Consider the following 26,576-nt stretch of genomic DNA (forward strand, 5'->3'; position numbering starts at 1 on the left):
TTGCCGCGGTCAGGAGCAAAAGCACACCCGGCCTCTGGAAGACCAGGCGCTTTTTATCGCAGGCTTTTGAGAGCAAGGCCTTGGCAAGAATGCTGGATTCGATTGCATAAAGATTAGAGTGACTCGACTCTGCTCAAACGCGGCAAACGCAGGTCTTTGCTCAGTTCCCGCGCGAAGGCTTCATAATGCGCGACCATGCAAGCGCTGCGTAACTCCCTGTCACTGACCCGCCTGGTTTTGGCGTGGTTCATGCTGACTTTGGGAATTGCAGTCGCATCACCCATCGTGCATCCCAAAGTCATCGAGGTTGTTTGTACCTCAAGCGGCAGCATGCAGGTGATCATGCTGGATGACGACGGGCAAGCCACACCCGGTCTGCATCATTCGCTGGACTGCCCCCTGTGCCTGACCATCACAGCACCTCCGGCCTATACCTCCCAGCATCTTGTACAGCCACAGCCGCTCGGCCTGGCACTGCATCCCGTGGTTTCTGCGCGCATTGCCGCGCTGGTGGGGGCCGCTTTGCCCCCGCGAGGACCACCAGCACTCGTGTAAGTCAGCTGTGCCCGTCTACTGAGACGGCCGCACCTTATCGCCGTCGGGCTCAGCCCTGCCCGGCCGATTCCACTTGCACGCAGTTTTCCCATGACCTCTTACTCTTTTGGTGCGACGCCTGATGGCAGCGCTCGCTCTGTTTCGTCCCTACCATTCCAACGCAGGCATGTGGCGCTGACCGTTGCCCAGCTATCGCTAGCCGCGCCTCTTCTCGCGGCCTATTCAGCGGGTTGGGCGCAGGCCGATGTCACCCTGGACACGGTCACCGTTCACTCTTCGGGCAATACCTCTCTGGAGCGCGCGGTAAGCACCGGCAGCCGGCTTGACCTCAGTGCACGCGATACACCGGCCAGTGTCGAGGTCACCACGCGCGAGCAACTGGAGGCTCGCGGCGACACGGCTCTCGTCGACGCCATCACGCGATCTACCGGCATCACCAGCCTCGGACATCCGGGCAATAGCGGCAGCTCTCTCTCGGCAAGAGGTTTCACGGACACCACCTCGGTCATGCGTCTATACGACGGCACGCGTCAGTACGGCGGCGTCGGGGTGAGCTTTCCCTTCGACACCTGGTCCATCGAGCGTATTGAGGTTCTACGTGGACCGGCATCCGTGATCTATGGTGACGGCGCCATTGGCGGCGTGGTCAACGTGATCCCCAAAAAGCCGGCACGCGGGCCTGTTCAGAACGAAATCCAGGCCACGGCAGGAACCAATGGCAGGCGTGCGCTGGCCTTTGGCAGCGGCGGCGCAATCAACGACCAGTGGTCCTACCGCCTGGATGTCAGCGGCGATCAATCACAGGGCTCGGTGGACCGCGGGGACTCCAGCAATCGCACAGTCTCCGGCGCATTGCGCTGGGATGTGACCCCGGATCTCAACCTGCAGCTGTCGCATGCACAGGGCAGGCAAAAGCCCATGCGCTACTTCGGCACACCGCTGATCAATGGGGTCCAGGACCCAGCCATCCGTGAGCGCAACTACAACGTCGCGGACAGCCGCATTCAGTACAAGGACCGCTGGACCGAGTTGCTCGCCCAATGGGCCCCCAGCAGCAAGGTGGTGGTGCGCAGCAAGCTCTATCACATCGGCAGTGATCGCTATTGGCGCAATGCGGAAGCCTATCGATACAACACGGCCACGGGCCTGATCGACCGCTCGGACAATACGGAAATCGGTCACGACCAGACCCAGACAGGCAACACGACGGATGTGAGCTTCAGCGGCAGTCTGTTCGGGCGCGCCAATCAGGTCTCCCTGGGGTTCGACGTCAATCGGGCATCGTTTCAGCACACCAACAACACCTACACAGGCAGCTCGGGCTCCGTGGATCCCTACAACCCGGTCCCAGGCAACTACAACAGCTCCGTCCCTTTCATTCCCCGCTACCAGAACAAGGCCGAGCAGTATGCGCTGTTCGCGGAAGACAGGCTGGAACTGACCGATCGCTGGTCTGTCGTGGTGGGCGCGCGCTTCGACCACACGGACCTCTCACGCCAGGATCTGGTCGCCGGCAATCAAGCCTTCAAGCGCAGCTATTCCAATACCGGTTGGCGCCTTGGCACCGTCTACAAGCTGGACCCCGATCTGTCACTCTATGCACAAGCCTCCAGGGCGGCAGATCCCGTCAGCGGCCTGCTTCTGCTGTCGACGGCCAATTCCACCTTCGATGTATCGACCGGAAAACAGTTCGAGATCGGCGTCAAGCAATCGTTCTGGGAGGGCAAGGGAGACTGGACGCTTGCCGCATATTCCATCACCAAGAACAATCTGCTGACACGAGATCCCGCCAACCCTGCCTTGCGCGTGCAGGTTGGCGAACGTTCGTCCAGGGGAATTGAAGGCACGCTATCGATGCCGCTTGGCAAGACGGTGCAGATCGATGCCAACATCGCCTTGCTCAGGGCTCGTTATGACGATTTCAGCGAGTCGGCAGGCGGCGTTACGGTCTCGCGTAACGGCAATGTGCCGACGGACGTACCGGAACGCGTTGCCAATGTCTGGGTCAGCTGGAAGCTCGTGCCTGACTGGACGCTGTCCGGCGGTCTGCGCCATGTGGGCAAGCGCTATGCAGATAACGCAAACACCTTGAAGCTGCCGGCATACACCACCGCTGACCTGGCGCTGCAATGGAAGGCAACCAAGGCCACCACGCTCACAGTGCGCGGGTTCAACCTCTTCGACAAGCACTACTTCACGACTTCCTACTACACCAATACCCAGTGGTTTGTCGGGGAAGGACGACGTGTCGAGCTGACTTTGAACCATCGTTTCTGATCGGGCCGCTGATGTGGACTTCCGCCCATGCCAAACGGTTGGTGTTCCTGGTGCATCGATGGACAGCAGTGGCTGCCTGTGTGCTGATGGCCCTATGGGTCTTCAGCGGAGTGGTCATGCTCTTTGTCGGCTACCCCAAGCTGCTGCCGTCCGAGCATCTGCGCGCACTGCCCTCTCTGAGCACCGGTCAGTGCTGCCTCCCGGTCGAGTCCGCGCTCAAGCACAGCCCATCTCCGGACAAGGTGCAGCAGCTCACACTCACCACGATTGCAGGCCGCCCCAGCTACCGGCTCAGGGAGGCTGACGGCACGCTGCGAGTCGTTGATGCCGGGACGGGCGCTGTTGCTCCGCCACCCGATGACGCAACCGCACTGCATAGCGCCCGGGCATTCGCGTCTGGAGCGAATGGCGTTCTGCAAGGTCGAACCCAGGACGATCGCTGGACGCACTCGGCCCTGCTGAATCCCCATAGGCCTCTCATCAAGGTCCAGATGGATGATTCCGCATCAAGCCTGCTGTACATCTCCTCAAGCACTGGTGAGGTGGTCATGGATGTGCCGCGTCATCAACGCTACTGGAACTACGTGGGGGCTTGGCTTCACTGGGTATACATGTTCCGCGATGGCTCCAGGGATCCCGTATGGAGCTGGTTGGTCATCGGCCTATCCGGCTTGGGAACCTTGTCTGCGATCACCGGCACCTTCGTGGGCATCTGGCGATGGCGCTTCAATGGCCGCTACAAATCTGGCTCCAAGACTCCTTATCGGGAGTTCCAGATGCGCTGGCACCACATCACGGGCCTCGTATTCGGGGCAGTGATGACCTGCTGGATTTTCAGCGGTCTGATGTCCATGAATCCACTGGGACTCTTCAGCCCGCAGGGAACCCGTCCCGACCTGCGCGCCTACCAGCATGCGGTCACTGGTGCCACGAGCTTTGGACTCTCCACGCACCAAGCACTGACACTGCTCGATGCCCAGGGCTTTGACACGCGCGAGATCGAATGGAAATGGCTGAACGGGCACCCCTATCTGCTGGCCTTTGACGGAGCGGGTGACGCCCGCGTGCTGCCCGCAAATGCGGTGGCTCCCAAGGTGGAGCGCACACTTGAGCGGTCTCTGCTGGAGCAGGCTGCGCAGAGGCTGCTGCCCTATGCCATACGCTCCACCGCCTGGTTGAACGAATACGACGCCTACTACTACCGTCGGGGCGCGGCCTCCATGTATGCGGCAGCGGCGCGCGAGCTACCCGTACTCAGGGTGCAGTTCGAGGATCCGGGCAGCACCATCGTCTACATCAGCCCGTACTCCGGTGATGTGGTGCTGAGCCTGGACCGTAGCCAGCGTACAGGCAGGTGGTTGTTCAATTTCCTGCACAGCTGGGACTTGCCGTGGATGCTGCGCAGTGCTTGGCCGCGAGATGTCATGCTGGTCTTGCTCAGCCTGGGTGCATTTGCGCTGGCACTCACAGGCATCGTGCTGGGCTACAGACGGCTCAAGCTATTCATCAGCCACAAGCTCCGAGCCTGATCTGGGCCGTATAGGGCTACTGCCCAGACTCGCGTGCCATCGCCATGAAAAGACGCCCGGCCTTGTTCCGGGTCGGGCGTTGCACATTCCCGGCTGCGCTTGCGCCGGGGATTGACGCAAGCCGATGCCGCAGCCAACTGTGAAGTGAGGCCGTTGGCGAGCCAATCAGCAACCCTCAATCAGTGGCACGGTGCAGGGTTCATGCCTTCACCTCGACGACCTGTTCAAAGCCACCGAAGATCATGCGCATGCCGTCGAAGGGCATGGGCGGGTTGCCGGGAGCTGACGGGTCCATGCGCGGGTCCTCCATCATCTTCTTCATGGCGGCATCGCGCGTGGCCTTGTCCGGCCATTCAACCCAGGAGAAAGCCACCGTCTCTTCGGCCGTGGCCAGGACGGAGCGCCGGAAATCCGTGACCTTGCCCTCGGGGACATCATCGCCCCACCCCTCTATCACGCGGATTGCCCCCAGTTCGATGAATATCGGATCGAGCTTGCGTGCGTGCTCGATGAATTTTTCCTTGTTGGCGGTGGGGACTGCGATCACGAAACCATCGATATATGACATGTTTTCACTCCTGCCAAGTTGGCCCGTCGGTGCTTGAACAACACCGCTACAGAATGCCCGCCGGGTCCGCCGCTGCATTGCTTTCAACGTGGACCCTTTGGGCTCGCAGCTCAGGCTCGGGCAATGGAAGCCGAGCCTGAGCATTCAACATTGTCTGTGGCGAACTGCAACCAGACCAATGCCCAGGCATGCTGGCCCTAGGCTTGATTGGCTGGTTCGCCGGGAAGGTGGTGACGGCTTTGGGTTCGATGGTACCGCCGCTACTGTGCACAAAGGCTGACGTTTGTGACCGACGGCTTCTGGCCGGATCGCCCGCAGCTAGACCTTGACTCTGCCTGCGCGAAGCAGGTGTCCATCAGCGGACTTGCATTGCGGGCATCTGGAAGCCGCGCGCCCTTGCAGGACATGGCCCGGAAGCGATCGTCACAGGCCTGAAGATCACGCCTTGTGGTGCGTGCTGGGGAGAAAGGCTGTGGCCAGACCCAGCAAAGGCAGGAACGATGTGACTCCGTAGACCCAGACGATGCCCTTTATATCTGCCAGTTCGCCAAGGCCGGCGGCGCCGATGCCACCAATGCCGAACATCAGACCAAACATCAGGCCAGATACCAGTCCCACGCGACCGGGAACAGCCTCCTGTGCGTAGACAACCAGTGCTGCGAATGCCGATGACATCACCAGACCCACGGTGATGGCCAGTACCGCCGTCCAGAACAGGTTTGCGTAGGGAAGCGCGAGGGCGAACGGAGCAACGCCGAGAAAGGAAATCCAGATGACGGCCTTACGCCCCATGCGATCACCCACCGGACCGCCCGCGAACGTTCCAGCAGCGACAGCAGCGAGGAACATGAAAAGGAACATCTGGCTTTGCTGCACGCTGAGGTCGAAGCGCTCGATCAAGTAGAAGGTGAAGTAATTCGTGAACGATGCGATGTAGACAAATTTCGCAAACATCAGAATACAGATGACGATCACGGCCTGGATCACATGGGCCCGGCTGAGGCCGGCTCCATGGCTCCTGGCCAGACTCTTGGCCTTGGCCTGACCATGATGCTGCACCCACACCGTAAGGCGATACAGCACAAAAATGGCGACCAGTGCCACGAGCATGAACCAGGCTACTCCGCCCTGGCCGAGCGGTATGACGATGGCGGCCGTGAGAAGCGGCCCGATGGCGCTTCCGGTATTGCCGCCGACCTGGAAGGTGGACTGCGCCGTGCCGAAGCGGCCACCCGACGCCAGACGCGCTATGCGCGATGCTTCGGGGTGGAAAGTGGCAGAGCCCACGCCGATGACGGCCGAGGCGATCAGCAGCATGGGAAAGGAATTTGCCGTGGCTATCAGTGCAATGCCAATCAAGGTCATCACCATGCCAGAAGGCAGCAGGTAGGGCTTGGGATGCTTGTCGGTGTACATCCCGATCCAGGGTTGCAGCAGGGAGGCTGTGACCTGATAAACAAGGGCGATGATGCCGATCTGCCCGAAGCTGAGCGAGAAATTCGACTTGAGCAGAGGATAGATCGACGGCAGCATGGCCTGGATCAGGTCGTTGAGCAGGTGGGCAAAGGCCGCGCCTCCGACGATGGGCAGCAAAAAGCCGTGTGGCTTTTGCTCCGCCACTGATCCAGAAGATGACACGGCCGGCGCGTCGAGCGTTGCAGATTTCGCAGACATGGAAAGGCTCATAGAGCAGATGGAAGCCTGCGAATGAGAAGTTCGACAGACCCAATGGACAAAATGGATTCGGGCATCTAGACCTTGAGGATGATCAAGGTCACTGCCAGCACTCAAGCGTACCGAGAAGCTGAACGGCAGTCGCACGCTGATCTGCCAACTTCTGTAGAGTTTCTGCCATGCACGCCCATCCATCAGAAGAGCACAAGCACTTTGACAACCTGCCGCGCCCTTTGGTCGTCATGGAGAACGCCTGGCCGACGGGAAGCTCTACTGGATGGCACTCACACCCTAGGGGGCAGCTGCTGTACGCCACCGATGGTGTGATGGTGGTGCACTCGGACATCGGCTCCTGGGTGGTTCCGCCCAACCGGGCTCTGTGGATGCTCGCGGGGCTGCGACACAATGTGACCATGTCCGGTGATGTGCTGATGCGCACCGCGTACATCGACGAGACAAAGATTGCGAATCTGCCCGCCGAAAGTTGCGTCATCAACGTATCGCCGTTATTGCGCGAACTGCTGGTCGAAGCCGTCAGAATTGCGCCAACCGCACAGGTTGAAGGCCGCGAAGCCTTGCTGTTGGACTTGCTGGTCTACGAACTTCGAGTCTCCAGCACCATACCGCTGCACCTGCCCATGCCGGTCGACACGCGGATACGCTCGATATGCGATGCCTTGTCCGAACATCCCTCGGATACATCCAGTGCCGCCGACTGGGCGCAATCCATAGGCGTGGCCGAGCGAACATTGCACCGGCTTTTTGCCAAGGAAACCGGTATGACTTTCGCGCAGTGGCGTGAACAGGCGCGCCTGCTCCACGCCTTGCGCCGGATCGCCGAGGGCGACAAGCTCATCGATGTGGCCCTGGACTGCGGCTACTCCAGCCCGAGTGCGTTTGCTGCGATGTTCAGGCGCCACTTCAAGACCCCGCCGTCCAGTTTCTACCAATGACTCCGTGCCTCATCTGGCTACAGCTCTTCGAACGCGATCAATATCGAACGGCCAGCCATAGTCCATCTGTGAGCGTCCTCTGAGCCAGGGACGAGCTGCCCCAAGCTGAATCTCCTCGTATCTCAAAGCGACCGGCTCACGAAAAGCCGATCGATGCGCCACTGCGTCCGCCGAACTAGCTGCAAAACCTCGCCAAAGAACATGCGACATCACCGGCGTCGGCCCATTCAGCGCAGAAATACTCCTCTGACTGGCGTACCCTCTGGAAGCTCTCCCATTGCGAGGTCTCCTAAGCCTCGATCGGTCGCAGTTTCCTGCGAACATGGGTCACTCCCTGAACTTCCCACTCCGATCTCCGAGCCCAACGGCCGCCTCTCTCCAATCCATCCACTTCCGATGAAGGCGCTCCAATCACCATGAGACCTGATCAGTATCTTGCGCATTTACAGGCCGTTTATGCCGCATTCCAGTTGCCCTTCGATCCGATGCCTCCGGCCAGCGAGCAAGAGCTGGCCGCTCTGGCGGCAAAGCTCGGGCCGCTGGATCCCGATCTCGCAGCCCTCTGGCGTCTGACGGCGGGCAGCAGTTCCGACAGCACCCAGCCCCTATTCCAGCGGCCGGGCTTTGTGGATGCACTGGACCTTCTCACGCCAGCACAGGCAACGACCCAGGCAGCCGGCATGGAAAAGCGGGCCCAACGCATGTGGGACCTGGCCGGTCCTGCGTCACAGGACCCACGCCTGAGTGGGCGCTGGTGGCAGGCCGGCTGGCAGCCATTTGCCAGCTTTTACGGAGATATCGTGCTGCTGGTCGATCAACACCCCGGTCCTGAAGGCCAGCGTGGCCAGATCATCGCCTACGTACACGACCCCGACCAGATCCAGTGGATCGCGCCCAGCTTCGGCGCCTACCTGCAGGCGGCAGCCGATTCCATCGACTCCGACAGAGAGGAGTTCCTGAACGGCCCGCTAGACGAACTTGAATGAAGCCAGGCTATGCAGATCGGGCCACCGGCGGGCAATGGCGGCGAGGCATCACCGGGCCCCGTCCGGCAACCTTCGCCGTCGCTCCCGGCACACCAACGCAAAAAACAATGGGCCCACGATAGCAATATCGTGGGCCCATTCGTCAATGCAGACGGCCTGCGGTCAGAGACCGCAGCTGTGCAGCATCAAGCGAAGTTGGCTTCAGCGAACTTCCAGTTCACCAGCTTTTCCAGGAAGGTTTCGACAAACTTGGGACGCAGGTTGCGGTAGTCGATGTAGTAAGCGTGTTCCCACACGTCCACGGTCAGCAGCGCCTTGTCGGCGGTGGTCAGGGGGGTACCGGCAGCGCCCATGTTGACGATGTCCACGGAACCGTCGGCCTTCTTCACCAGCCAGGTCCAGCCAGAACCGAAATTGCCAGCAGCCGAAGCCACGAAAGCCTTCTTGAACTCGGCGTAGGAGCCCCACTTCTTGTTGATGGCATCGGCCAGAGCGCCTGTAGGTTCTGCGCCGCCGTTGGGAGTCATGCAGTTCCAGAAGAAGGTGTGGTTCCAGATCTGGGCAGCGTTGTTGTAGATGCCGCCGGAAGACTTCTTGACGACTTCTTCCAGATCCATGTTTTCGAACTCTGTACCCTTTTGCAGGTTGTTCAGGTTCACCACATAGGCGTTATGGTGCTTGCCGTGATGGAATTCCAGCGTTTCCTGGCTGTAGCCGAACGGAGCCAGTGCATCAATAGCGTATGGCAGGGGGGGCAGGGTGCGTTCCATGATGGTTTTCCTCGTGGTTGAAATTTTTGGGAGCCGTCCAGTGCCATGGCGCCTGAGCGGTGACCGTTTTGCCGGCCAGGGCGGCAAGCACATTGCTGTACTGCAGACGTCAAGTATTGCACTAACCGAACCATTGTAGAAAGAACTGAGAGGCTGCGCGCCATTCATCAGGACTATTGCGCACGCAGGAAAAAGCATGCGCTCACGGCTTACAGCGCATGAACGCTGGACCCTACTGCATTGCCTGCGCCGATTGCAAAAGAGTTCTGATGAAGAACCCGGTGAGCGTGGAGGTGTTTTGTGGCCAGCTTGTGGCTGGCAAGCCTCAAAGCAGACGCGGCTGAGTGACCACCACATCCACCGCCCCGTCCGACAACTGGGCCTTCAGCGCCGCTCCCGGCAGGGCCTGTCCAACCTTTGTCACAGGCCTGCCCTGCTCATCCGTCAGCAAGGCATAGCCGCGCTGCAGCACCAGGCGGGGGTCCAGCAACTGCATGCGCAGGTCGATACGATCGAGCTTGTGCCTTTGCTGCTCCAGGCTGCGCCGGAGAATATTAGGAAAATAAGCCTGAAGCGCTTGCTGGCTCTGCGATAGATGCTGCAATTTAAGTAGCATCGCATGGCGCAGACGCTGCGCTTGTCGGCTGAGCTGCAACTGATTGCGTGTCAGCTGCTCGCTGGGTCGGCCCAGGCGCTGGGCCGCCATATCCAGGCGCTGGGCCTGGCGATCCATCACACGCTGCACGGCGTTGTCCAGACGGTCTCCCATCAGGCCCAACGCGCCCAACCAGACCTCGCGCGGCTGGGTCACCAGCTCGGCCGCTGCCGTGGGCGTGGGCGCGCGCAGATCGGCGCAGAAATCGGCAATGGTGAAATCAGTCTCATGGCCCACGCCACTGATCAGCGGCACCGGGCTTTGCACAATGGTGCGCGCCAGCTGTTCGTCGTTGAAAGCCCAGAGGTCTTCCAGCGAACCGCCACCGCGCACCAGCAAGATGGTGTCAATCACCGGCTTCCGTGCGGAGTCAGCAGTCAGATTGCCGCTTGGGCCCTGCCCGTCTTGCGCCAGCCGATACAGCTTTGACAGTGCCTGCACCAGTGACTGCGGCGCCTGTGCGCCTTGTACCAGAGCTGGCACGATCACCACCGGGATATGCGGCACACGACGGCGCAGCGCCGTCACCACGTCATGCAAGGCGGCCGCCCCCAGGGACGTGACCAGGCCGATGCCGCGCGGCAAAGGAGGCAGCGGCCTCTTGCGTGCAGGGTCGAACAGCCCCTCTGACTCCAGTTGGGCCTTGAGGCGCAAAAACTGCTCGAACAGAGCCCCCTGCCCGGCTCGCTGCATGGTCTCCACCACCAGTTGCAAATCACCGCGCTGCTCGTAGACGCCTAGGCGCCCTCTGACTTCGACCAGCTCGCCATCACGTGGCGAGAAACCGACCTGCTCGGCCGCACGGCGGAACATGGCGCAGCGAATCTGCCCGCTCGCATCCTTGAGGTTGAAATAGCAATGCCCGCTGGCTGCGCGCGAAAAGCCACTGAGTTCGCCACGCACCGCAACTGGATTGAAGCGCGCCTGCAAGGCATCACCAATGGCGTGGCATAGCGCGCTAACTTCCCATACATGCTGCGTGGCTGCTGGGTTTGATCGTTCAAACATTGAATTCATGCGGTGTCAGCGAGGTCTTACGCGGGCCGGATTCTCCACAGATGTCGGCGTCCAGCCTTGTCGGCGACAAATCCGGGACGACTCTAAAAATCACCTTAAGAACAAAACCCATCTTATTGATTTAAAACAATTTATTGTCATTCACACAGCTGTCAAACTCGTAACATGCCTTCACTGCAGCGCAAACAACCTGCCGGCACGACGACTAGATCACAAAGTTATCCACAGATTTCTGTGATATAAGCGAAAGCATTCGCAAAGAAACGCAAGCACCGCGTGCCCTGCTGCCTGAACAAGCTCCAATCGCTCAAGCCTCGCCTGACGATCTTGCTGCGCTGACTCAAGTCAACATATCAGGCCCGCAAAAACGACTCGCAACCGCACGACAGTGGGTGATAATCGTCGGCTGCAATTTCAGAACGACGAGGGAGAGCAACGTTGCTGTCGATCATACAAGCCGCAGGATGGCCTATCTGGCCTTTGATTGCCTGCTCGATTCTGGCTCTGGCCCTGATTTTTGAGCGCTTTGCCTCGCTGAAAGCCAGCAAGGTTGCGCCGGCCAATTTGCTCAACGAAGCGATTTCGGTCTCCAACAAAAACCTGCCCAGTGCAGAAACCACCCAGCAACTGGCGCAAAGCTCGGTACTAGGTGAGGTGCTGGCCACCGGCCTTCGCACTCGCCAGGCACATCCCGAAAGCAGTGAGGAAGAGCTGCGCTCGGCCATGGAAGGCGCAGGACGCGCCGCCGCCCACAAGCTCGAAAAGTATTTGAGCGCCCTGGCTACCATCGCCTCGGCAGCGCCGCTGCTGGGCCTGCTGGGCACGGTGATCGGCATGATCGAGATTTTCGGCTCCCAGCCCGGTGCCAGCTCAGGCGCCGGCAATCCCGCCCAGCTCGCTCATGGCATCTCGATCGCGCTCTACAACACGGCATTCGGTCTGATGGTGGCCATTCCGTCGCTGATCTTCTGGCGCTATTTCCGCGCGCGGGTGGACGGCTACCTGCTGGGCATGGAGCTGGCGTCCGAGCAGTTCGTGCGCCATCTGGGCCGCCTCAAGCCTGCCAAGTAAGAAGCGGAACGCATCCATCATGAACTTCCGTCCTCGTCACCGCGATGAGCCCGAGATCAATCTGATCGCCTTCATCGACGTGCTGCTGGTGGTGCTGATCTTTCTGATGCTCTCCACCACTTACAGCAAGTTCACCGAGCTGCAACTGACCCTGCCCGTGGCAGACGCCGACCAGCAACGCGACCGGCCCAAGGAAATCATCGTCGGTGTCTCTGCCGACGGGCGCTACTCCGTCAACAAGCAAGGCGTGGATGACCGTAGCGTCTCCTCCGTCGCCGCCGCTCTTTCCGGCGCGGCAACGGCAGGCCGTGACAGCGTGGTCATCATCAGCGCCGATGCCAACTCCCCGCACCAGTCGGTCGTGACCGTCATGGAGGCGGCCCGCCACGCCGGACTGTCGCAGATCACGTTTGCGACCCAGTCATCAGTCACCGCAGGCAAGGCCAACTAGGCACTCCCGCTTCCATCCCCTTATGGGTGAAATACAAAAAACGGGCCATCTGGCCCGTTTTTCTTTACCCTCGCGTCCTGACTCAGGCCTGCAGGCCCAGCGCCGTCAGATCCAGCCTGCCGCCAGACACCGGCGGGCACCAGAAATAGCAACCCGTCAGCGGCCTGGAGAAACGAAACAGCCCGTCGCTGATACCGTCATCCATGCCCAGCATGCGGCGCATCTGGGCCTCGAACGCGTCAAAGCTGCAACCAAAGGCAGAGAACATCAATCCGCTGTGATCGCTGCCCTGCGGACTGACGCTCCACCAGGGCATGGAGCGGCGCACCACAAAGGCTTCAGGCTCAAAGCTCTCCTGCGCCGTGCGCTTGACATGGGCCGACTCCGGAGCATCGTCCAGCTCCTCGTTGTCGCTGCGACGGCGACCCACGGCATGGTCCTGCTGAATGGTGCTCATGCCTTCAAAGGCCGAATAGTCGTGCTGCCACTGCTGCAAGGCCCAGTAGCTGCAGCCATCCAGCCCAGCCCCCTGCTCTGCTGCAATGCCGGCAGCCACGGCATCCTCCTCCTCGGGGTTCTCGGTGCCGTCTTCATAGCCCGTCAGATCCCGGCCGTGGCCGTTATCCGAGCGCTGGTGCACAAAGGCATCCACCACATGATCAAGCTTGAAGGCCGGCGCCAGCAAGGTCGCCAGCCTAGCCGTCAAAGTGACCAGTTCACCGCGCTGGTCGTTACGCAGCCACAGGCACAGCGCGTAAGGTGTGCTGGGCGCTGCGAACTCAGGGCCCTTGAGCGGGGGGAACTCGCGCATCAGCGGCAGCTTCCTGTCCAGTTGCTGCAGCACCTGCAGGCCCAGACCCACCACTACCTGCTGACCGTCAGCATTTGCCTGCAATTTCCTCAGGCTGTCCTGCAAATCTGTACCTGCACCGGCCAAGGTGAAAAAAACATAGCGTCCCTGCTCAGGAAGAGACGCCAGAATGCCTGCTTGTGCTTTTGTCATGGGGTTGCCGATTCATTGGATGGAAAACACATCAAAGTTTAGTAGCGAATCAGCAGTCCCCAGCCAAGCCTTGACCAGGTAGCAGAATGAGAAAAATGGGGCTCGAACGCAAAAAAGTCGCGACTTTGCCCAAACCACCATTTTTCCGCTGCTAGAATTCATCCCATCGACGACAGGCGCGTAGCTCAGCTGGTTAGAGCACCACCTTGACATGGTGGGGGTCGTTGGTTCGAGTCCAATCGCGCCTACCAAATATCGCAAGCAAAACCAGAGCTTGCAAACAAGACAGCCCGCTTCACAGCGGGCTTTTTTGTTTTTGCATTTCGGAACAGGCGCGTCAAAACGCGATGAATGGATGGCACGCAAAAACTTGCTTATCCCGCCCTGCAACTTCAGTCCGGCTATGGCTACACCGGCGCCGGTTGAACCAAAGAAACAGTACCAGCAATGTCGGGAGCTGGGAGCATCTGACACTGAAGACTTCATCGAGGTCTCAAGCACCAGTAGATCAGTGACTCCTGATGCGCGTCTTTGTCGTCTCCCTCAGGCTCCAACCAGCCCTGCTTCGTTAAGCAAGAGCTCCTGGAAAACAGTCAACCGCCGGACTGGCGGGTGCCGCGAGGCAGAACATCGCTTACCAGAAATGCAGCACAGCGAGGAAGTCACCTGCCCGCAGGCGGGTGGCACAGGCGAACTCGTGAAATCTTGCAGACTCTGGATATTCCTCAATACTTTCAGAATTTATTGCATATACGCTTGATTTTTTGCTCTGACACACATCAACTCCAGCCCATGTCGTCCATCACACTCTTTGACCTCAATGATCTGCTGCGGCCCGTCACGACCGAGGATCCTGGTGGACCAGACATGCTGCTGAGCACGGAGTTCGACGAAATACAGAGTGCGCGTCAACAGGAAGATCCGTCACTCGATCAAGGTGAATGGATCACGGCCCGCAAGGAAGCAGACCTGCCATTTGTCACGCAGCGTTGCATTCAATTGCTTCAGGAGCAAACCAAAGACCTTCGACTAGCCATATGGCTTACTGACGCCTTGGCCAGCCAGCACGGCCTGCCTGGTCTGACGCAAGGCTATGCATTGCTCGGCGCTTTGGCAGCTCGCTATTGGGACAGCCTTCACCCGCAGCCGGAAGATGGCGATATGGGGGCTCGTATCGGCAATATCAGCTGGTTTCTCAAACGCTCCGTAGAGCAGTTGGGAAATGCACCTCTGCTGCAGTCCGGCAGCATTCGCATCAATATGCTGGCCTGGCAAGCCGCAGTGGCGCTGGATCAAGCGCTACGGCGCCATCCTTCCGAAGCGCATGAAATTGTGAAGGGCAAAACAACTCTTGAAGAGCTGGAGAAACAGCGATCCTCGGTTCCCGACAGCAGCCTGAAAGTGCTGGCCGCGCAACTGGCTCAATTCCGTGCAGCGTCGAAGTCCTTGGAGGACACGCTGAATGACAGACTGGGCGATGAAGCCCCCAGCTTTGCAGCCATATGGGCTGCATTGGAAGATCTTCAGCATCTTGCTCGGCGTTGGGGCGCCAATGATGAACTCATTCAGTTGCCCACCGCTGATGAGGCCGCTGCCGATTCCGCACCTTTCGAAAATGCCGCTCGCGTGCCTGCGCCAACGGGATCGGAATACGGATCGCACTCCGACACGCCTGTGCGTACTCGCGCAGATGCCATTGCTCTTCTCGAGCAGGTCGCCGCCTTCTTTGAACGTACCGAGCCATCCAGCCCTGCCGCCTATATGGCCCAGAAGGCCGCGCGCTGGGCCCGGTTGCCTCTGCATGAGTGGCTCAAGCATGTCATCAAGAACGATGATGAACTGGCTCAACTCGAAGAGATGCTAGGCGTGAGCAGCCACGCACGAGTGAACAACAATGGCTAACGCGGTCTCGAGCTCACCACAAGGCAGCACAGCCTAGCCTCTGTATATTCCGGCTGAACCTAACGCATGCTCCGGTTGCGGCTGAGCCGGAGGCCCACAGCGGATCTTGCCGCTTGCCAAGGAGATGCGTGCGGCGCTGAGCCCGTAGTGAAACCGGCTCAGGTATGGGCAAGCATTTTCATGACTGAGCGCAGACGCTTCGAGCGCCGCTTCGTTGCACGCTCGCTGCCCAGACCATGAACGCAACCACACTCACGCAGGCGCCCAATATGCAGACGCCAATCCAGCCACCCCGCGCATAGACTGCGGTGGAAGCCAGTGCACCGGCGCCGCTGCCCATCGCGTAGAACAGCATGTAGCAAGCGACCAGCCGGCTATGCGCCTGTGTCGAACTTTCAAAAATCATGGCCTGGTTGGTGACATGCAGTGCCTGGCAGCCCAGGTCGAGCAGCAGGATACCGACAGCCAGCCACCACAGCGATACGTCCAGAAAACTCAGCGGTATCCACGCAAGCAGTAGCAAAACCAGGGCTGCCGCGCTGACCCTGTGACTCAAGCCCCGGTCGGCCCATCGGCCGGCTCGGCCGGCAATGAGGGCCCCTGCTGCGCCGATCAGCCCAAATGCGCCAATCGCCGAATGCGGCAGCGACAACGGTGGAGCACTCAGTGGCAGAGCCAGCGCACTCCAGAAGATGCTGAACACGGCGAACATCAGCAGCGCCAGCATGCCTCGAATCTGAAGTACCCGGTTCGTCCGCAGCAGTGCAAGCATCGAGCCGACAAGTTCGAAATACGACAGACGCTGAACAGGCGCTATCTGAGGCGGCAAGTTTCGCCAGATCAGCGCGGCAAGCATGCACATGAGCACCGCCGAGCCGGCATACACGCCGCGCCAACTGCTCAGATCCGCAATCACTCCGGACCAGACTCTCGCGAGCAACAGCCCCACGACCACACCCGCCTGAGCGGCTCCCACCACCCGTCCTCGCTCCTGAGGTGCAGCAACGCTTGCCGCGTAGGCAATCATCCCCTGTGTCATCGCAGTGCCAAGCAGTCCCACGACCAGCATGCCCGCCATCAGGCCGATGGCGCTCTGGACCATCGCCAGCCAGACAAGAGCAAGAACAAGGCTGACCAGCTGCCATCGGGCGAGCCGACGGCGATCAAGCTGGTCCCCCAGAGGCACGAGGAATAGCAAGGCAAGCACCGAGCCAGCCTGCGTTGCAGTAACCACACCACCAATCGCGCCGAGCGAGACGCCAAAGTCCGCCGCCAATCGGTCGAGCAACGGCTGCGCAAAGTAAACGTTGGCGACGCTTGCACCGCTGGTACAGGAATAAAGAGCCACGAGCTTTCGTGGCATGGCCGGTGCAACACGGGGAGAATTCTGAGACATTGTCAAATCTAGTTTCAATATAAAACCAGATTGAGCATAGTGAAGTTGGTTTTAAAATGCAACCAGAAAAGACGGAAAACTTGATGGAGCTGGTCTGATGGCAGAACGCAAACGCATGGATACCGCAACTTGCCCGGTAGCGCGGGCACTTGATGTCATCGGTGACCGCTGGTCACTGCTGATCGTGCGAGACGCCTTTGACGGCATCAGCCGGTTCAGCGACTTCCAGAAAAATCTGGGTGTGGCACGCAATATCCTGGCCGGCAGACTCAAGGCATTGGTGGAAGCAGGCATCCTGGAGGCACAACCCGCAGCGGACGGCACGGCTTATCAGCAGTACATGCTCACGGCAAAAGGACAGACCCTGTTTCCTATCGTCGTCGGGCTGCGCCAGTGGGGTGAGGACAACCTTTTTCACCACAATGAACATCATTCGAGGCTTGTGGAGACAGCCAGCGGTCAACCCATTGCCCGCATGCAAGTGCAAAGTGCTGACGGACGAAGCCTGACGTTCAACGATGTGGTTGTGATTGGAAAAGCGATATAGCTCGCCGCTCGCTCATGGCAGCATGAGACTCATCTCGGGTTTGAGGCCGCCTCAATGGGATGGGGAGATCAGAGCTTGCAAGCCGGTCTTCCAGGTTCGCGCTAGTACCTCCGTGGAACCCGCGAACGTGGCAGCAAGTCCTCGCAGGCTCTGCGGGGCAGCAAGCCTGGCGGCAATTTGCGAGCCTTGAGCCGGCATCTAGGGCGCAGTCGGCAGCGCGTTCATGGAAAGCAGAACCTTGCGGGCAATGCTCTGGCGTTTGGCAAGGTCGCCGAGCCTGTTCGGAGTATCCATGTTCAACGCGAAGAAGACGGGGCCGCTGGGCCACTCCACCCAGCCCACCCACCATCCAATTTGACCGGTCCAGCCCGTTTTTGCACGCAGTATCCAGTCAGGGCCGGCTTCATTGACCATTACATCCTTCACAAGTCGTTGGTGTTCGACCTGGAAAGGCAGTTGATTGCGGTACAGCCGCTGCAGGAAAGCAATCTGCTCGAAGGATGAGATGGCCAGGTCGCCCTCAACCCAGAACGGCTTGTCGCCCGTGGCGACGGCATTGCCATACCCGATCTTTCGCATGTACTCGGTCTCGCGCACATCGCCGAGTTCCTTCGCAAAGCGCTCATACACCCAGACGGTGGAATTTCTCATCGCCGAGCGCAGGTTCTGGTCCATGTTCCATGCGGGCGTCGGACGCTTCATGCCATCCCAGGGGATGACCTGAAATTCGTCACGCAGCAGCCCCGCATCAAGTGCGAACAGGCTGTGCGGGATCTTGAAAGTAGAGGCCGGCGAGTAACGGCGATGGGCACGCGAGGCGTTGTAGACCAGGGTCGTTTCGGCTGGAGCTCGCGCATCAAGCACAACAATGCTGCCTTGAGCATCGGCTTCCGTGAAAAACCGGGACCACTCCGTCATTTCCTGAAATGGCTGACCCGCCACTGCTATTTGAGCAAACCCTGCAGCCAAGGCCGATAAGACCAAACTTCGTCGATTCATGCGAACAGTTTAAAGGTCAACGGAACCTGCTCGAGGGAACCTGGGCAGCGAGGATGGACCTCTTCTGCGGTTCCTGTGCAGTTGTTGCTTTCGGCCATATGCGAGCATTTACGGTCTTCCCTGCATGGCAGCGGCGGACACGCCGAAGATGAATGACGATGCCAAACAGCCAGTCGGCATTTAGCATCGTCGAGCGCTACACGCCCTGCCCTCAGAACCGGTAGCGCGCTGTCACCAGCACATTGCGCGGATCGCCATAGACGCCCGTGCCGTAAGAGCCCAGACCCGGCATATAGGTCTTGTCGAACAGATTGTTCACGTTGATCGACATTGACCAGTGCTTGTCCATCTCATAACGTGCCATCAGCCCGACCACGGCGTATGACGGCTGGGTGGCACGCCAGTAAGGTGCGCTGGGTTGCTGGTAATAGGTTTCGGTTTGCCAGGTGACATTGCCACCCACGGTCCAGCGCGACCAGTCACCGCGCAGGCGGTAGGTGCTGCCCAGCTTGAGCAGATGGCGGGGCTGATTGGTATTCACCGCTGGCGTGACCACATCAGGCTGTGCCGGCGCCTTGGACGTGCGGTAGGTATACCCCCCGAACAGGTTCCAGCCCGGCGCGATGCTGCCGGACAGCTCTGCCTCCAGGCCCCGGCTGGTGATGCCATCGATGGCGGTGTAGATCTCTTCACCACTGGCCCCGTTCACGCCCTGGTACTGCGCCGCATTCTTTTGCTTGATGTGGAACAGCGCAACGCTGGTGTTGAGCTTGCCATCCAGCAGCTCACCCTTCACGCCCACCTCCTTGCTCAGCCCCGTCAGCGGGGACAAAGGGTTGCCGCTTGCATCCTTGTAATAGGTCTGCGGGTTGAAGATATTGGTCACGCTGCCGTACACGGACCACCGCGGGTTCAGGTCATAGACCAGGCCTGCATAGGGCGTGATCTTGCGGTTCACCTGCAGGTCGTTGTTCAGGCTGGTCTTGCCCGTGGCCAGCGCCGTGTTGGTGTCCAGCATGTCGTACCAGCTGGCGCGTGCACCCAGAATCACCGACAGGTCATCCGTGGGCCGCAGGCGGGTAGCCGCCGACAAACCCTTTTCCAGCACCACGATCTCACGGTCCGAGTTGCGCGTGAACGTGGGCTGAGCGATGTTGCCGTCCCAGGCAAAGTAATTGGGGATGTTCGTCCAGACCGTGTTCGACAACTGGGCTGCCCGGTGCTGACGCGAATAGCCCGCACCCAGCATCACATCATGGCTACGCCCCAGCAGCTGAAACTTGCCGTTCAATGCAGCGTTGAAGGTGTTGACGTCGGTCTGCGTGGGAATGGTGCCCGCGATCATGCGGATACCCGCCCCCGTCACCCGGTTCACGGTGCCGTTATAGGCCGCACCGTAGACCACGTCACGCGACTGCGTGAGGTGGCTGGCCGATGCATCCAGCACCCAGCCGCCACCAAAATCATGCTTCAGACTGCCAAACAGGTTGCGACTGTCGTTGTTCCAGTAAGACCAGCGCGCAGCCGGATTGACCGAGCGGCTGAAATCGGTGCGCGTGCCATCGCTGTAGAACAACGGCAAATGGCCGAAGGTCGAGCCATCGGCCTTGGACTGCATGTAGTCGAAGCCCAGGCTCAGCAGCGTGTTGGGCGTGAGGTCTGCCTCGACGATGGCATAGAAATTGCGGGTGTCCCGGCTGTAGTAGTCCACATTGGACTCGGCATTTTGTCCAGCCACCACTACGCGGCCGCGCACCGTCCCGGTCGCATTCAGCGGGCCGGAAACATCGGCGGTAGAGCGGTAACGGTTCCATGAACCTGCGCCCACTTCCACCGAGGCTGCGAGCTCCTTGGTGGGCTTTTTGCGCACCAGATTGACCACTGCCGATGGGTTGCCCGCCCCGGTCAACAGGCCGGTTGCGCCTTTGACAACCTCCACACGCTCGTAAATGGCGCTGTCGGCCAGCGAGGTCGTGTACTGGTTGGCCGAGTCCATGGTGTTGGGCACGCCATCGAACTGGAAGTTCTCGATGGTGAAGCCGCGTGAATAAAAGGTGTAGCGCTCGCTGTCGTTGCGGCCCACGGTGATGCCAGGGGTTTTCTCCAGCACGTCGGACATGGCCGTCAACGCCATATCGTCCATCAGCTGGCGCGTAACGACGCTCACGGATTGCGGCGTTTCACGCAGCGTCATACCCATACGGGTAGCCGTGGCCACAGTTCCTGTGGGCGTGTATGTGCCCTCAGCCACAGCCGGGCGCTCGGCAGCTGCGGTCACCGTGACCGCTGCCATCTCGGTTTCCCCCGCTGCGGCTCCGACAGCGGTCTGGCTTATCTGCGGCACACGGCGCAACGCCCAGCCGCCATTGCTCTGGCGCACGGCTTGCCAGTCAGTGCCCTTGAGCAGCGCTCCAAAAGCCCCCTCTACGGTGTAGCTGCCGCGCAGCCCGCTGCTGCTTCGGCCTGCCGTCTGTTCCGGCGTAAAGATCAGCGCCACGCCTGCTTGACCGGCTGCGCTGCGCAAAGCCGTATCCAACGATCCGGCGGGGATGTCATAGCTGTGCTGCTGCGTGGTTTGGGCGTGAGCGGCGGTCACGGCCAGCGGCGATGTGGCGATGACGCTTGCACACAAAGCCCAATGCACGGAATGAGCCAGTATGGATGGAGCGAAAAGGCGGCGCGCCGGCCGCTTATAAGTTTGAAGGTGCATGACGTTGGACAGTCTTTGAAATCCGATGGCAATGAATGAAAGCTTTCGGAAATAAAGAAGCCTGAGAGTTCGAATCGGGTCAGCTCCCGTGCAAATATTTTTCGGAGGCGTTGAAAGTTATGGCTGCAAGCCGCTTCTGGATTGGATTCCGGAGCATGAGAGATCGAGAAACAGGCCGGCCCAGCCAGGCACTCAATCGGCCGGAATCCTAGACGGCAAGACAGGCGAGAAGCACTACCACCGTTACCTCAATGACCGCTGGCTTGGGCCGCCTCCACTCTCACCCACCACTGTGAGCGCCAGCGCACCTGCACTGGCAATGAACTCGGGAGCATTGCCAGAACCGCATCGGTATTGGCGACGCCTCCTTCTGCCCCCAGAGGGAAGACGCCTGAAAAGCGCAGCCCGGCCACTGCAGGGTCCACGCGTAGCCAGCCACTGCGGTAGCGTCCCAGCTCGACCAGGAAATCATCGAGGCGCTCGTTGTCCACCCACAACTGCCCTTGACTCCAGGCCAGCTCGCGCTCACCCGCAACGCCTGGATCATGCGCGTGCGTGCGCTCAAAAACGACGACCTGCCCTGCATCAAGTCGCAAAGGTGAGCTGCCTGGGGAAGCATCGACGGGGTGTATCTCCACGGCCCCCTCGAACACCGCCACCTGCGTCATGCCGCTGTTCTGCCGCACTGTAAAGCGCGTACCTATGGCACGTACACGTCCTTCGGCGGTCTCAACCACAAAAGGCAACTCGCCCAATTCGCCCTGCGGATGGCCGGTGGTGAACAGGGCTTCGCCCTGCAGCAAACGCACGCGGCGCTCAGGGCGTGCAAAGTTCAGTGCCACCGCGCTGCGCGTACCCAGCAGCAGCTCGGTACCGTCGGGCAATGTGTGACGCTGGCGTTCGCCGGTACCGCTGCGATAGTCCGCCGCCAGTTGCCGCCATTGCGGTGTGCGCGTGACCATCCAGCCCGTACCTGCCGCCGTTCCCACGCCCACGAACAAGCCCAGCAAACGGCGGCGTGACGCGGATGCGGGCCCAGTGTGCAAGGTTCGATAGCCCACACCGTCCGCATTCAAACCCTGCAATGCACCGGTAATGGACTGCAAATGTTGCCAGGCACGGGCATGGTCTGGGTGGGCGTCATGCCACTGACGCCAGCTCTGTTTCTCTGCTGTCGTAACGGCACCGCCGTGAAGACGCGTAAACCAGTCTGCGGCAGCTTCAGCAACGGCAGCATCCAAGGGAGCACCACCGGCACGCAGTTGTGCACCAGTGCCCGGTGCAGGGGCCGCCAGGCGGAAGGTAGAGCGATTGGTCATGACGAAACAGGAGCGGATCAGGAAAGCGCCAGGAGAAGCACTGACGATGCGCCTGCATCAGATAGCGTTTCACCGAAGTCATCGAGACACCAAGCCGCTCTGCAATGGCGGCGTAAGTAAGGCCTTCCAGATGTGCCAACAAGAATGCTTCGCGTGCCTTCGGAGCCAGAGCATCCAATACCTGATCGACTGCCTGCAACGACTCAAGAGCAATCAAGCGCTCCTCTGGTGGCGGCACCAGATCTTCTGCCAGTAGCGCCACAGCATCCAGATAGGCTTGCTCCAGCACACGACGGCGGTAGTGACGAATGACCAGGTTCTTGGCCACTGTGACCAGGAAAGGCCGTGGCTGCTCGATGCGCGTCGCCATCCCGGAGACGATGACGTTGACAAATGTGTCGTGAGCAATGTCTGATGCCTCGAAGGCATTGCCCAGCTTGCGCCGCAGCCAATGCTGTAGCCAGCCATGATGCTCAACGTACAGCGCGTGAACGGGATCAGCAGGAGCAGAGGAAGATGCGGTCACAGACGGTAGACCGCGATGACGCGGCATTATTTGATAGTGAGAACTATTCTCATTCTAGCGTCTAATCAAATTGCTCTTTGCGAGTCCGCTTGGTCAATGGCCCTGCCCCCGTTGCTTGTTGCACAACCAGGCCCTGCATCAACGTCATGGTTCGACCACCACCGCCGCCTTGTCAGCAGCAAGAGCATTTTCGAGCTGGCCAGCGAATGCCTGCAGCAGCTCGCATGCCGCGCACTCAAGTTGATCACGAGCAGCTGCTGCAAGAGCAACGCATGTCCAATCTGCTAGCATCCCTGGATGGCCTACTGCGTTACCCAACGAATTATTGGCATCTTCAAATTGAAGGTGGGATAGCTCGCGACCGTATAGCCATGCAACCCACCCTGGAGGTGGGTTTTCTGTCTCCAGGGCACTGTTAAAGGAGATGGAAAGAATGAACCTCACACCTGCCGAAAACTTGTCTGCCAGGCAGTCAGGGACAGGCTCGCTGCACCTCGTCTGCGGAAAGATTGCTGCTGGAAAATCCACACTTGCCAAACAGCTCGCATCCCATCCGCAGACGGTGATCATCAGCGAGGATGTCTGGCTGGCACGGCTTTATCCCGATGAACTTCGCTCCATCTCAGACTACATAAGGCTCTCGGGCCGGCTGAGAGCAGCAATGGAGTCGCACATCGTTGCTCTTCTGAAGTCAGGAACCTCGGTGGTGCTGGACTTCCCTTCCAACACCCTCAATGCAAGGGCATGGGGCCGCAGCATTTTTGAAAAAGCGGGCGCGTCTCATTACTTGCACTTCCTCGATGTGCCGGACGAAGAATGCAAACAGCGTTTGCGTCTCAGGAACTTATCGGGCGATCACCCATTCCAGACAACGGACGAGCAGTTCGAGCAGATCACAAAACACTTTGTTGAGCCATCGTCACGAGAAGGCTTCAATCTGGTAATTCATCACTGACACCTCTTCTTGAGTGCGTCACCGAGGTCGAGAGCCGCCTTGAATCAATGGTGGCGCGGCTTTCGGCCAATACCTGCCAATGGCGAATGGCGGGTCTGCGGAAGCTCAAAGTGTCGGACGGAAGGGGCTCAGCGTCTGCAGTCTCGAGGTCTGGTCGATGCTAGACGGCGTTGTTTACCGCAATGGGTGGAGTGGCTCCGATGGTGAACGACAGCTCCACCAAGCGGACCGCCCGTCGTGTTCCTTATCCAAGCCCCGTGGCCCCCCGCGGCTGAGCAGCTAATCCTCGCCGTACTCGAACTTCCGCAAGGCGACGAATTCTTCCGCACGTCGACGCTCAATTTCACTCATAGTCTGGAGGTCGGCGATGTACTTGGCAGCAAAGGTGCGGATGCGCTCGTTGGGGTCTTGAAGCCAGTCAAGCACCTCGCTCCGCTTACTGTCGTACGCCTCTGCTATCCCGAACACGCCCGACACCACACCAGTGTTCTGGAGCGCCATCTCGACCTCGGATATGAGCGGACTGCTACGGGGCAATCGCTTAATGAGTTCCTTGGCAACCGGCTGAATGAAAGCCTCTCCGCTGTAGGCTCGCAGAACACCCGCAACGAAGTCGAGCTCCTTATCACTGCCTTCGCGAACAAGACGAACAAGCTCTGCCTGGAAACTCTCAGAAAATTGGGGAAAGATTGCCTGCAGCAGCTTTGCACCTCTGAACTCAAAGAGAGTGTCGTCAGCAGAATAGCGGTCCATCACCTCTGCGACCACCACTTTTGGGTCTTTGGATAAGCTGTCTTGCAGTGTTTGGAATTGGTAGGGCAGCTCTTCGTAGTCGCCCCCCGCCTTCTCAGCAACTGCAGCGACGTGCTGGTCAGGCTCGTAGAGTCGGTCGCACAGAAATTCGACCACCAAATGAGGCTCTCGCTCTGCGATGGCCGCGAGCACATCCTCGGCTTGGTAGTCGATCTGCGGCAAGAAGCGCAGGTTCTTCAGCACCTCGCGACGCTCATCAGACGAAAACTCGGCGACCATCTCCGTCGCCTCTTTCCTGTACCAAATCTCGCGGACCCAGCCCGCATCTCCCAGTTCAGTAAGGCGCGGCAAGGCGCGCAGGAAAAGCCTCTTCAATTCTGCCTGCACCGCTTCCGCGTCGGACCTGCCGACGGCTACCGATGCAACTTGGCGGATAGCAAATACGTCGTGAAGCAAGGTCGCCTTTTCCAGAATCTTCTCAAGGATGCTGAAGTCGACATCCTTGGTCGACAAGAAGACCTTTGCGCAGGCAGCGAGGAGCGAGGTGTCCTCCGCCTGAGCTTCATCTATCCATTTGGTCATGAGTGGAAGAAGCTGAGCTCTCCTCTCGCTGTCCCAGACACCGCGGAGCAACGGAATGAGAAACTTTGAAAGCTGTTCAGCGTCCTCCGTGAGCAAGTCGAGAGCGAATTCAGGGTAGGTAGCCGCGACATCGGCAAGAAACTCATAGAAGACGGGAAACGTCGCGAGATCGTCAGACTCAGTCTGAGCGAACCTCACTATCCGAGCACGCCACACAGCAAAGCCTTCGGCTGGAACCTGAGCCGCCAAGCCCTTGCACTGCTTCACCCTGGATTCCCGAGAACCCAGCGTGTAAGACTCATCCTTGCGATCCTTCGTCCAATCGCCAAAGATGCCTTCGAAGCCAACAAGCGCCTTGTAGATGCCGTACTCTGCGTTGGCGTCGATGATCGTCTTCACCTCCAGCGCAGCCGCCTTAACCTCCGCCGAGGCACTGTGGAAGTGAATCCAGTAGCTGTTGTGCTCGAGCTTCTGGATGATTTGTAGGTCTTCTTCCTCTTTGGCGATGTCGCCAAAGAACCGCAGGACCTCCAGGGCATTTGCGGAAATCATGTCCAAATAGCCCTTGTCGATGACGCCTCTGCCATCACCTCGTGCTGCTGTGTTCATCGCTCCAATAACAGACAGCTTTTGCGATTTGGTTTCAACGAGCTGGTAGAGCCTTTTGACCAAAGAAATGCTACGCCTGCGGACATCGACCACACCCTCATGCGCCGGGGCCACTGCGCGAGACAGCGTCACACCGGTTGACGACCAGTTCGTCGACTCCATAGATGTTGACAGAAGGCCTCCCAAGAGTGTCAGCACGCCACCCAGGTGGGTCCTCAGATACTCATCAACCTTCCCCTCCAGGACGTCGATGACTATCACCTGCGGTATCGAACCGATCCCTGCGGATGTGCCATCGCCAAAGTAAACCGAGATGTTGTACTTGGCTAGGCCGCCTAAGTCTGAGAACGCTGCTTTACGCACCGACACTTCTTCATGCTTCGATGCCCACAGCAAGCTGTCGACAACAGCAGGGGTTTCCAAGTAGCGCAGTGCGTTGAGCAGATCGATGGCTTTGGACATCAACCTGCGAGCATTGCGGTACTGGGACAGTGTTTCCAGCTGTGCCACATGATCATCCAAATGCACCAGAGAGCGGGCCTCAACCGTGCGAAGGAAGGCGTCCGCAGCGACCGCCACCTCTTTACTGTGCCGGAATCCCACTGTGAGCAGCACATCAAGGCTGAATTCAAGAGCTTCGTACTCGACTCCGTCAGCGAGCACGGCGATTGCTTGCTCGCACGCGCGCCTGGTTGCCTCGTCCGCTGCGGGGGTTTTTGACTGAGCCAGACGCTCAAGGACTTTGATGCGCATAGACGACTCCACTGCT

The 26,576-nt window shown here is 59.6% G+C and carries 20 protein-coding genes, 1 tRNA gene and 1 pseudogene; 11 read left to right on the forward strand and 11 right to left on the reverse strand.

Annotated elements, in window-relative coordinates:
- The first annotated feature begins 195 nt into the window (after window positions 1–195).
- The 3 genes from DJFAAGMI_RS21070 to DJFAAGMI_RS21080 all read left to right on the forward strand — a co-directional run bounded on the left by DJFAAGMI_RS21070 (window position 196) and on the right by DJFAAGMI_RS21080 (window position 4,361).
- Window positions 196–555, forward strand: a complete 360-nt coding sequence (locus DJFAAGMI_RS21070) for a DUF2946 family protein (RefSeq protein ID WP_043007835.1) — start codon at window positions 196–198, stop codon at window positions 553–555.
- A 90-nt stretch (window positions 556–645) separates the two neighbouring features.
- Window positions 646–2,832, forward strand: a complete 2,187-nt coding sequence (locus DJFAAGMI_RS21075; protein ID WP_211458884.1) for a TonB-dependent receptor — start codon at window positions 646–648, stop codon at window positions 2,830–2,832.
- 11 nt (window positions 2,833–2,843) lie between these two features.
- The gene (locus tag DJFAAGMI_RS21080) at window positions 2,844–4,361 is read left to right on the forward strand and encodes a PepSY domain-containing protein (RefSeq protein ID WP_211458885.1); all 1,518 of its coding nucleotides are present in this window, start codon (window positions 2,844–2,846) and stop codon (window positions 4,359–4,361) included.
- Between the two features lie 199 nt (window positions 4,362–4,560).
- On the opposite strand, the gene DJFAAGMI_RS21085 is transcribed toward DJFAAGMI_RS21080, so the two are convergent.
- The gene (locus tag DJFAAGMI_RS21085) at window positions 4,561–4,929 is read right to left on the reverse strand and encodes a DUF1428 domain-containing protein (protein WP_211458886.1); all 369 of its coding nucleotides are present in this window, start codon (window positions 4,927–4,929) and stop codon (window positions 4,561–4,563) included.
- Between the two features lie 438 nt (window positions 4,930–5,367).
- A complete protein-coding gene (locus tag DJFAAGMI_RS21090; RefSeq protein WP_211458888.1) occupies window positions 5,368–6,603 on the reverse strand; it encodes an MFS transporter in 1,236 nt (411 codons plus the stop codon).
- Window positions 6,604–6,782: 179 nt separating this feature from the next.
- Between DJFAAGMI_RS21090 and DJFAAGMI_RS21095 the strand changes: the two genes are divergently transcribed.
- Together DJFAAGMI_RS21095 and DJFAAGMI_RS21100 are read left to right on the forward strand one after the other, a co-directional pair.
- Window positions 6,783–7,556: an AraC family transcriptional regulator gene (locus tag DJFAAGMI_RS21095; RefSeq protein ID WP_211458890.1), complete on the forward strand. Its 774-nt coding sequence runs from the start codon at window positions 6,783–6,785 to the stop codon at window positions 7,554–7,556.
- A gap of 416 nt (window positions 7,557–7,972) precedes the next feature.
- On the forward strand, window positions 7,973–8,542 hold the full coding sequence (locus DJFAAGMI_RS21100; protein WP_211458892.1) for an SMI1/KNR4 family protein: 570 nt from the start codon (window positions 7,973–7,975) through the stop codon (window positions 8,540–8,542).
- A 185-nt stretch (window positions 8,543–8,727) separates the two neighbouring features.
- Here the strand turns inward: DJFAAGMI_RS21100 and DJFAAGMI_RS21105 are convergent, their stop codons facing one another.
- Window positions 8,728–9,312: a superoxide dismutase gene (locus DJFAAGMI_RS21105; RefSeq protein ID WP_043007846.1), complete on the reverse strand. Its 585-nt coding sequence runs from the start codon at window positions 9,310–9,312 to the stop codon at window positions 8,728–8,730.
- 325 nt (window positions 9,313–9,637) lie between these two features.
- On the reverse strand, window positions 9,638–10,984 hold the full coding sequence (gene xseA, locus DJFAAGMI_RS21110) for an exodeoxyribonuclease VII large subunit (protein WP_419095621.1): 1,347 nt from the start codon (window positions 10,982–10,984) through the stop codon (window positions 9,638–9,640).
- Window positions 10,985–11,422: 438 nt separating this feature from the next.
- On the opposite strand from xseA, the gene DJFAAGMI_RS21115 reads away from it, so the two are divergent.
- On the forward strand, window positions 11,423–12,055 hold the full coding sequence (locus DJFAAGMI_RS21115; protein WP_043007850.1) for a MotA/TolQ/ExbB proton channel family protein: 633 nt from the start codon (window positions 11,423–11,425) through the stop codon (window positions 12,053–12,055).
- A gap of 19 nt (window positions 12,056–12,074) precedes the next feature.
- The gene (locus DJFAAGMI_RS21120; RefSeq protein WP_211458896.1) at window positions 12,075–12,506 is read left to right on the forward strand and encodes an ExbD/TolR family protein; all 432 of its coding nucleotides are present in this window, start codon (window positions 12,075–12,077) and stop codon (window positions 12,504–12,506) included.
- Between the two features lie 82 nt (window positions 12,507–12,588).
- Here DJFAAGMI_RS21120 and DJFAAGMI_RS21125 read toward each other — a convergent pair whose 3' ends face one another.
- Window positions 12,589–13,509: a Dyp-type peroxidase gene (locus tag DJFAAGMI_RS21125; protein WP_211458898.1), complete on the reverse strand. Its 921-nt coding sequence runs from the start codon at window positions 13,507–13,509 to the stop codon at window positions 12,589–12,591.
- A 174-nt stretch (window positions 13,510–13,683) separates the two neighbouring features.
- Between DJFAAGMI_RS21125 and DJFAAGMI_RS21130 the strand changes: the two genes are divergently transcribed.
- Window positions 13,684–13,760: transfer RNA gene (locus DJFAAGMI_RS21130), tRNA-Val, on the forward strand.
- Window positions 13,761–14,301: 541 nt separating this feature from the next.
- Complete coding sequence (tssA, locus tag DJFAAGMI_RS21135) at window positions 14,302–15,411, forward strand: type VI secretion system protein TssA (protein WP_211458900.1); 1,110 nt, start codon at window positions 14,302–14,304, stop codon at window positions 15,409–15,411.
- Between the two features lie 178 nt (window positions 15,412–15,589).
- On the opposite strand, the gene DJFAAGMI_RS21140 is transcribed toward tssA, so the two are convergent.
- On the reverse strand, window positions 15,590–16,807 hold the full coding sequence (locus tag DJFAAGMI_RS21140; RefSeq protein ID WP_211458902.1) for an MFS transporter: 1,218 nt from the start codon (window positions 16,805–16,807) through the stop codon (window positions 15,590–15,592).
- Window positions 16,808–16,904: 97 nt separating this feature from the next.
- Between DJFAAGMI_RS21140 and DJFAAGMI_RS21145 the strand changes: the two genes are divergently transcribed.
- Window positions 16,905–17,354, forward strand: coding sequence for a winged helix-turn-helix transcriptional regulator (locus DJFAAGMI_RS21145; RefSeq protein WP_211458903.1), 450 nt, complete (start codon window positions 16,905–16,907; stop codon window positions 17,352–17,354).
- Between the two features lie 198 nt (window positions 17,355–17,552).
- Here DJFAAGMI_RS21145 and blaOXA read toward each other — a convergent pair whose 3' ends face one another.
- From blaOXA to DJFAAGMI_RS21165, 4 genes and pseudogenes are all read right to left on the reverse strand, one after another.
- The gene (gene blaOXA / locus DJFAAGMI_RS21150) at window positions 17,553–18,353 is read right to left on the reverse strand and encodes a class D beta-lactamase (RefSeq protein ID WP_211458904.1); all 801 of its coding nucleotides are present in this window, start codon (window positions 18,351–18,353) and stop codon (window positions 17,553–17,555) included.
- Window positions 18,354–18,564: 211 nt separating this feature from the next.
- Complete coding sequence (locus DJFAAGMI_RS21155) at window positions 18,565–20,985, reverse strand: TonB-dependent siderophore receptor (protein WP_249334647.1); 2,421 nt, start codon at window positions 20,983–20,985, stop codon at window positions 18,565–18,567.
- 326 nt (window positions 20,986–21,311) lie between these two features.
- A complete protein-coding gene (locus DJFAAGMI_RS21160) occupies window positions 21,312–22,382 on the reverse strand; it encodes a FecR domain-containing protein (RefSeq protein ID WP_211458905.1) in 1,071 nt (356 codons plus the stop codon).
- A 34-nt stretch (window positions 22,383–22,416) separates the two neighbouring features.
- A pseudogene (locus tag DJFAAGMI_RS21165) lies at window positions 22,417–22,935 on the reverse strand (sigma-70 family RNA polymerase sigma factor); the annotation flags it as partial.
- A 406-nt stretch (window positions 22,936–23,341) separates the two neighbouring features.
- Here DJFAAGMI_RS21165 and DJFAAGMI_RS21170 point away from each other — a divergent pair.
- Window positions 23,342–23,863, forward strand: coding sequence for a P-loop nucleotide/nucleoside kinase family protein (locus DJFAAGMI_RS21170; protein ID WP_211458906.1), 522 nt, complete (start codon window positions 23,342–23,344; stop codon window positions 23,861–23,863).
- A gap of 279 nt (window positions 23,864–24,142) precedes the next feature.
- On the opposite strand, the gene DJFAAGMI_RS21175 is transcribed toward DJFAAGMI_RS21170, so the two are convergent.
- Entirely contained in the window at window positions 24,143–26,560 is a 2,418-nt protein-coding gene (locus tag DJFAAGMI_RS21175; RefSeq protein WP_211458908.1) for a hypothetical protein, read from the reverse strand.
- Window positions 26,561–26,576: the final 16 nt, after the last annotated feature.

It is taken from the genome of Comamonas brasiliensis, from assembly GCF_018292285.1.
GTDB classification, from domain to species: Bacteria; Pseudomonadota; Gammaproteobacteria; order Burkholderiales; family Burkholderiaceae_C; genus Comamonas; species Comamonas brasiliensis.

Excerpts from the sequence above, each read along its gene's own strand:
- DJFAAGMI_RS21080 (WP_211458885.1), top strand. The coding sequence starts at position 2,844 with ATGTGGACTTCCGCCCATGCCAAACGGTTGGTGTTCCTGGTGCATCGA.
- DJFAAGMI_RS21175 (WP_211458908.1), bottom strand. The coding sequence starts at position 26,560 with ATGCGCATCAAAGTCCTTGAGCGTCTGGCTCAGTCAAAAACCCCCGCA.
- DJFAAGMI_RS21090 (WP_211458888.1), bottom strand. The coding sequence starts at position 6,603 with ATGTCTGCGAAATCTGCAACGCTCGACGCGCCGGCCGTGTCATCTTCT.
- DJFAAGMI_RS21075 (WP_211458884.1), top strand. The coding sequence starts at position 646 with ATGACCTCTTACTCTTTTGGTGCGACGCCTGATGGCAGCGCTCGCTCT.
- DJFAAGMI_RS21160 (WP_211458905.1), bottom strand. The coding sequence starts at position 22,382 with ATGACCAATCGCTCTACCTTCCGCCTGGCGGCCCCTGCACCGGGCACT.
- DJFAAGMI_RS21105 (WP_043007846.1), bottom strand. The coding sequence starts at position 9,312 with ATGGAACGCACCCTGCCCCCCCTGCCATACGCTATTGATGCACTGGCT.
- DJFAAGMI_RS21085 (WP_211458886.1), bottom strand. The coding sequence starts at position 4,929 with ATGTCATATATCGATGGTTTCGTGATCGCAGTCCCCACCGCCAACAAG.
- DJFAAGMI_RS21100 (WP_211458892.1), top strand. The coding sequence starts at position 7,973 with ATGAGACCTGATCAGTATCTTGCGCATTTACAGGCCGTTTATGCCGCA.
- DJFAAGMI_RS21120 (WP_211458896.1), top strand. The coding sequence starts at position 12,075 with ATGAACTTCCGTCCTCGTCACCGCGATGAGCCCGAGATCAATCTGATC.
- DJFAAGMI_RS21070 (WP_043007835.1), top strand. The coding sequence starts at position 196 with ATGCAAGCGCTGCGTAACTCCCTGTCACTGACCCGCCTGGTTTTGGCG.
- xseA (WP_419095621.1), bottom strand. The coding sequence starts at position 10,984 with ATGAATTCAATGTTTGAACGATCAAACCCAGCAGCCACGCAGCATGTA.
- DJFAAGMI_RS21170 (WP_211458906.1), top strand. The coding sequence starts at position 23,342 with ATGAACCTCACACCTGCCGAAAACTTGTCTGCCAGGCAGTCAGGGACA.
- DJFAAGMI_RS21095 (WP_211458890.1), top strand. The coding sequence starts at position 6,783 with ATGCACGCCCATCCATCAGAAGAGCACAAGCACTTTGACAACCTGCCG.
- tssA (WP_211458900.1), top strand. The coding sequence starts at position 14,302 with ATGTCGTCCATCACACTCTTTGACCTCAATGATCTGCTGCGGCCCGTC.
- DJFAAGMI_RS21125 (WP_211458898.1), bottom strand. The coding sequence starts at position 13,509 with ATGACAAAAGCACAAGCAGGCATTCTGGCGTCTCTTCCTGAGCAGGGA.
- blaOXA (WP_211458904.1), bottom strand. The coding sequence starts at position 18,353 with ATGAATCGACGAAGTTTGGTCTTATCGGCCTTGGCTGCAGGGTTTGCT.
- DJFAAGMI_RS21145 (WP_211458903.1), top strand. The coding sequence starts at position 16,905 with ATGGCAGAACGCAAACGCATGGATACCGCAACTTGCCCGGTAGCGCGG.
- DJFAAGMI_RS21140 (WP_211458902.1), bottom strand. The coding sequence starts at position 16,807 with ATGTCTCAGAATTCTCCCCGTGTTGCACCGGCCATGCCACGAAAGCTC.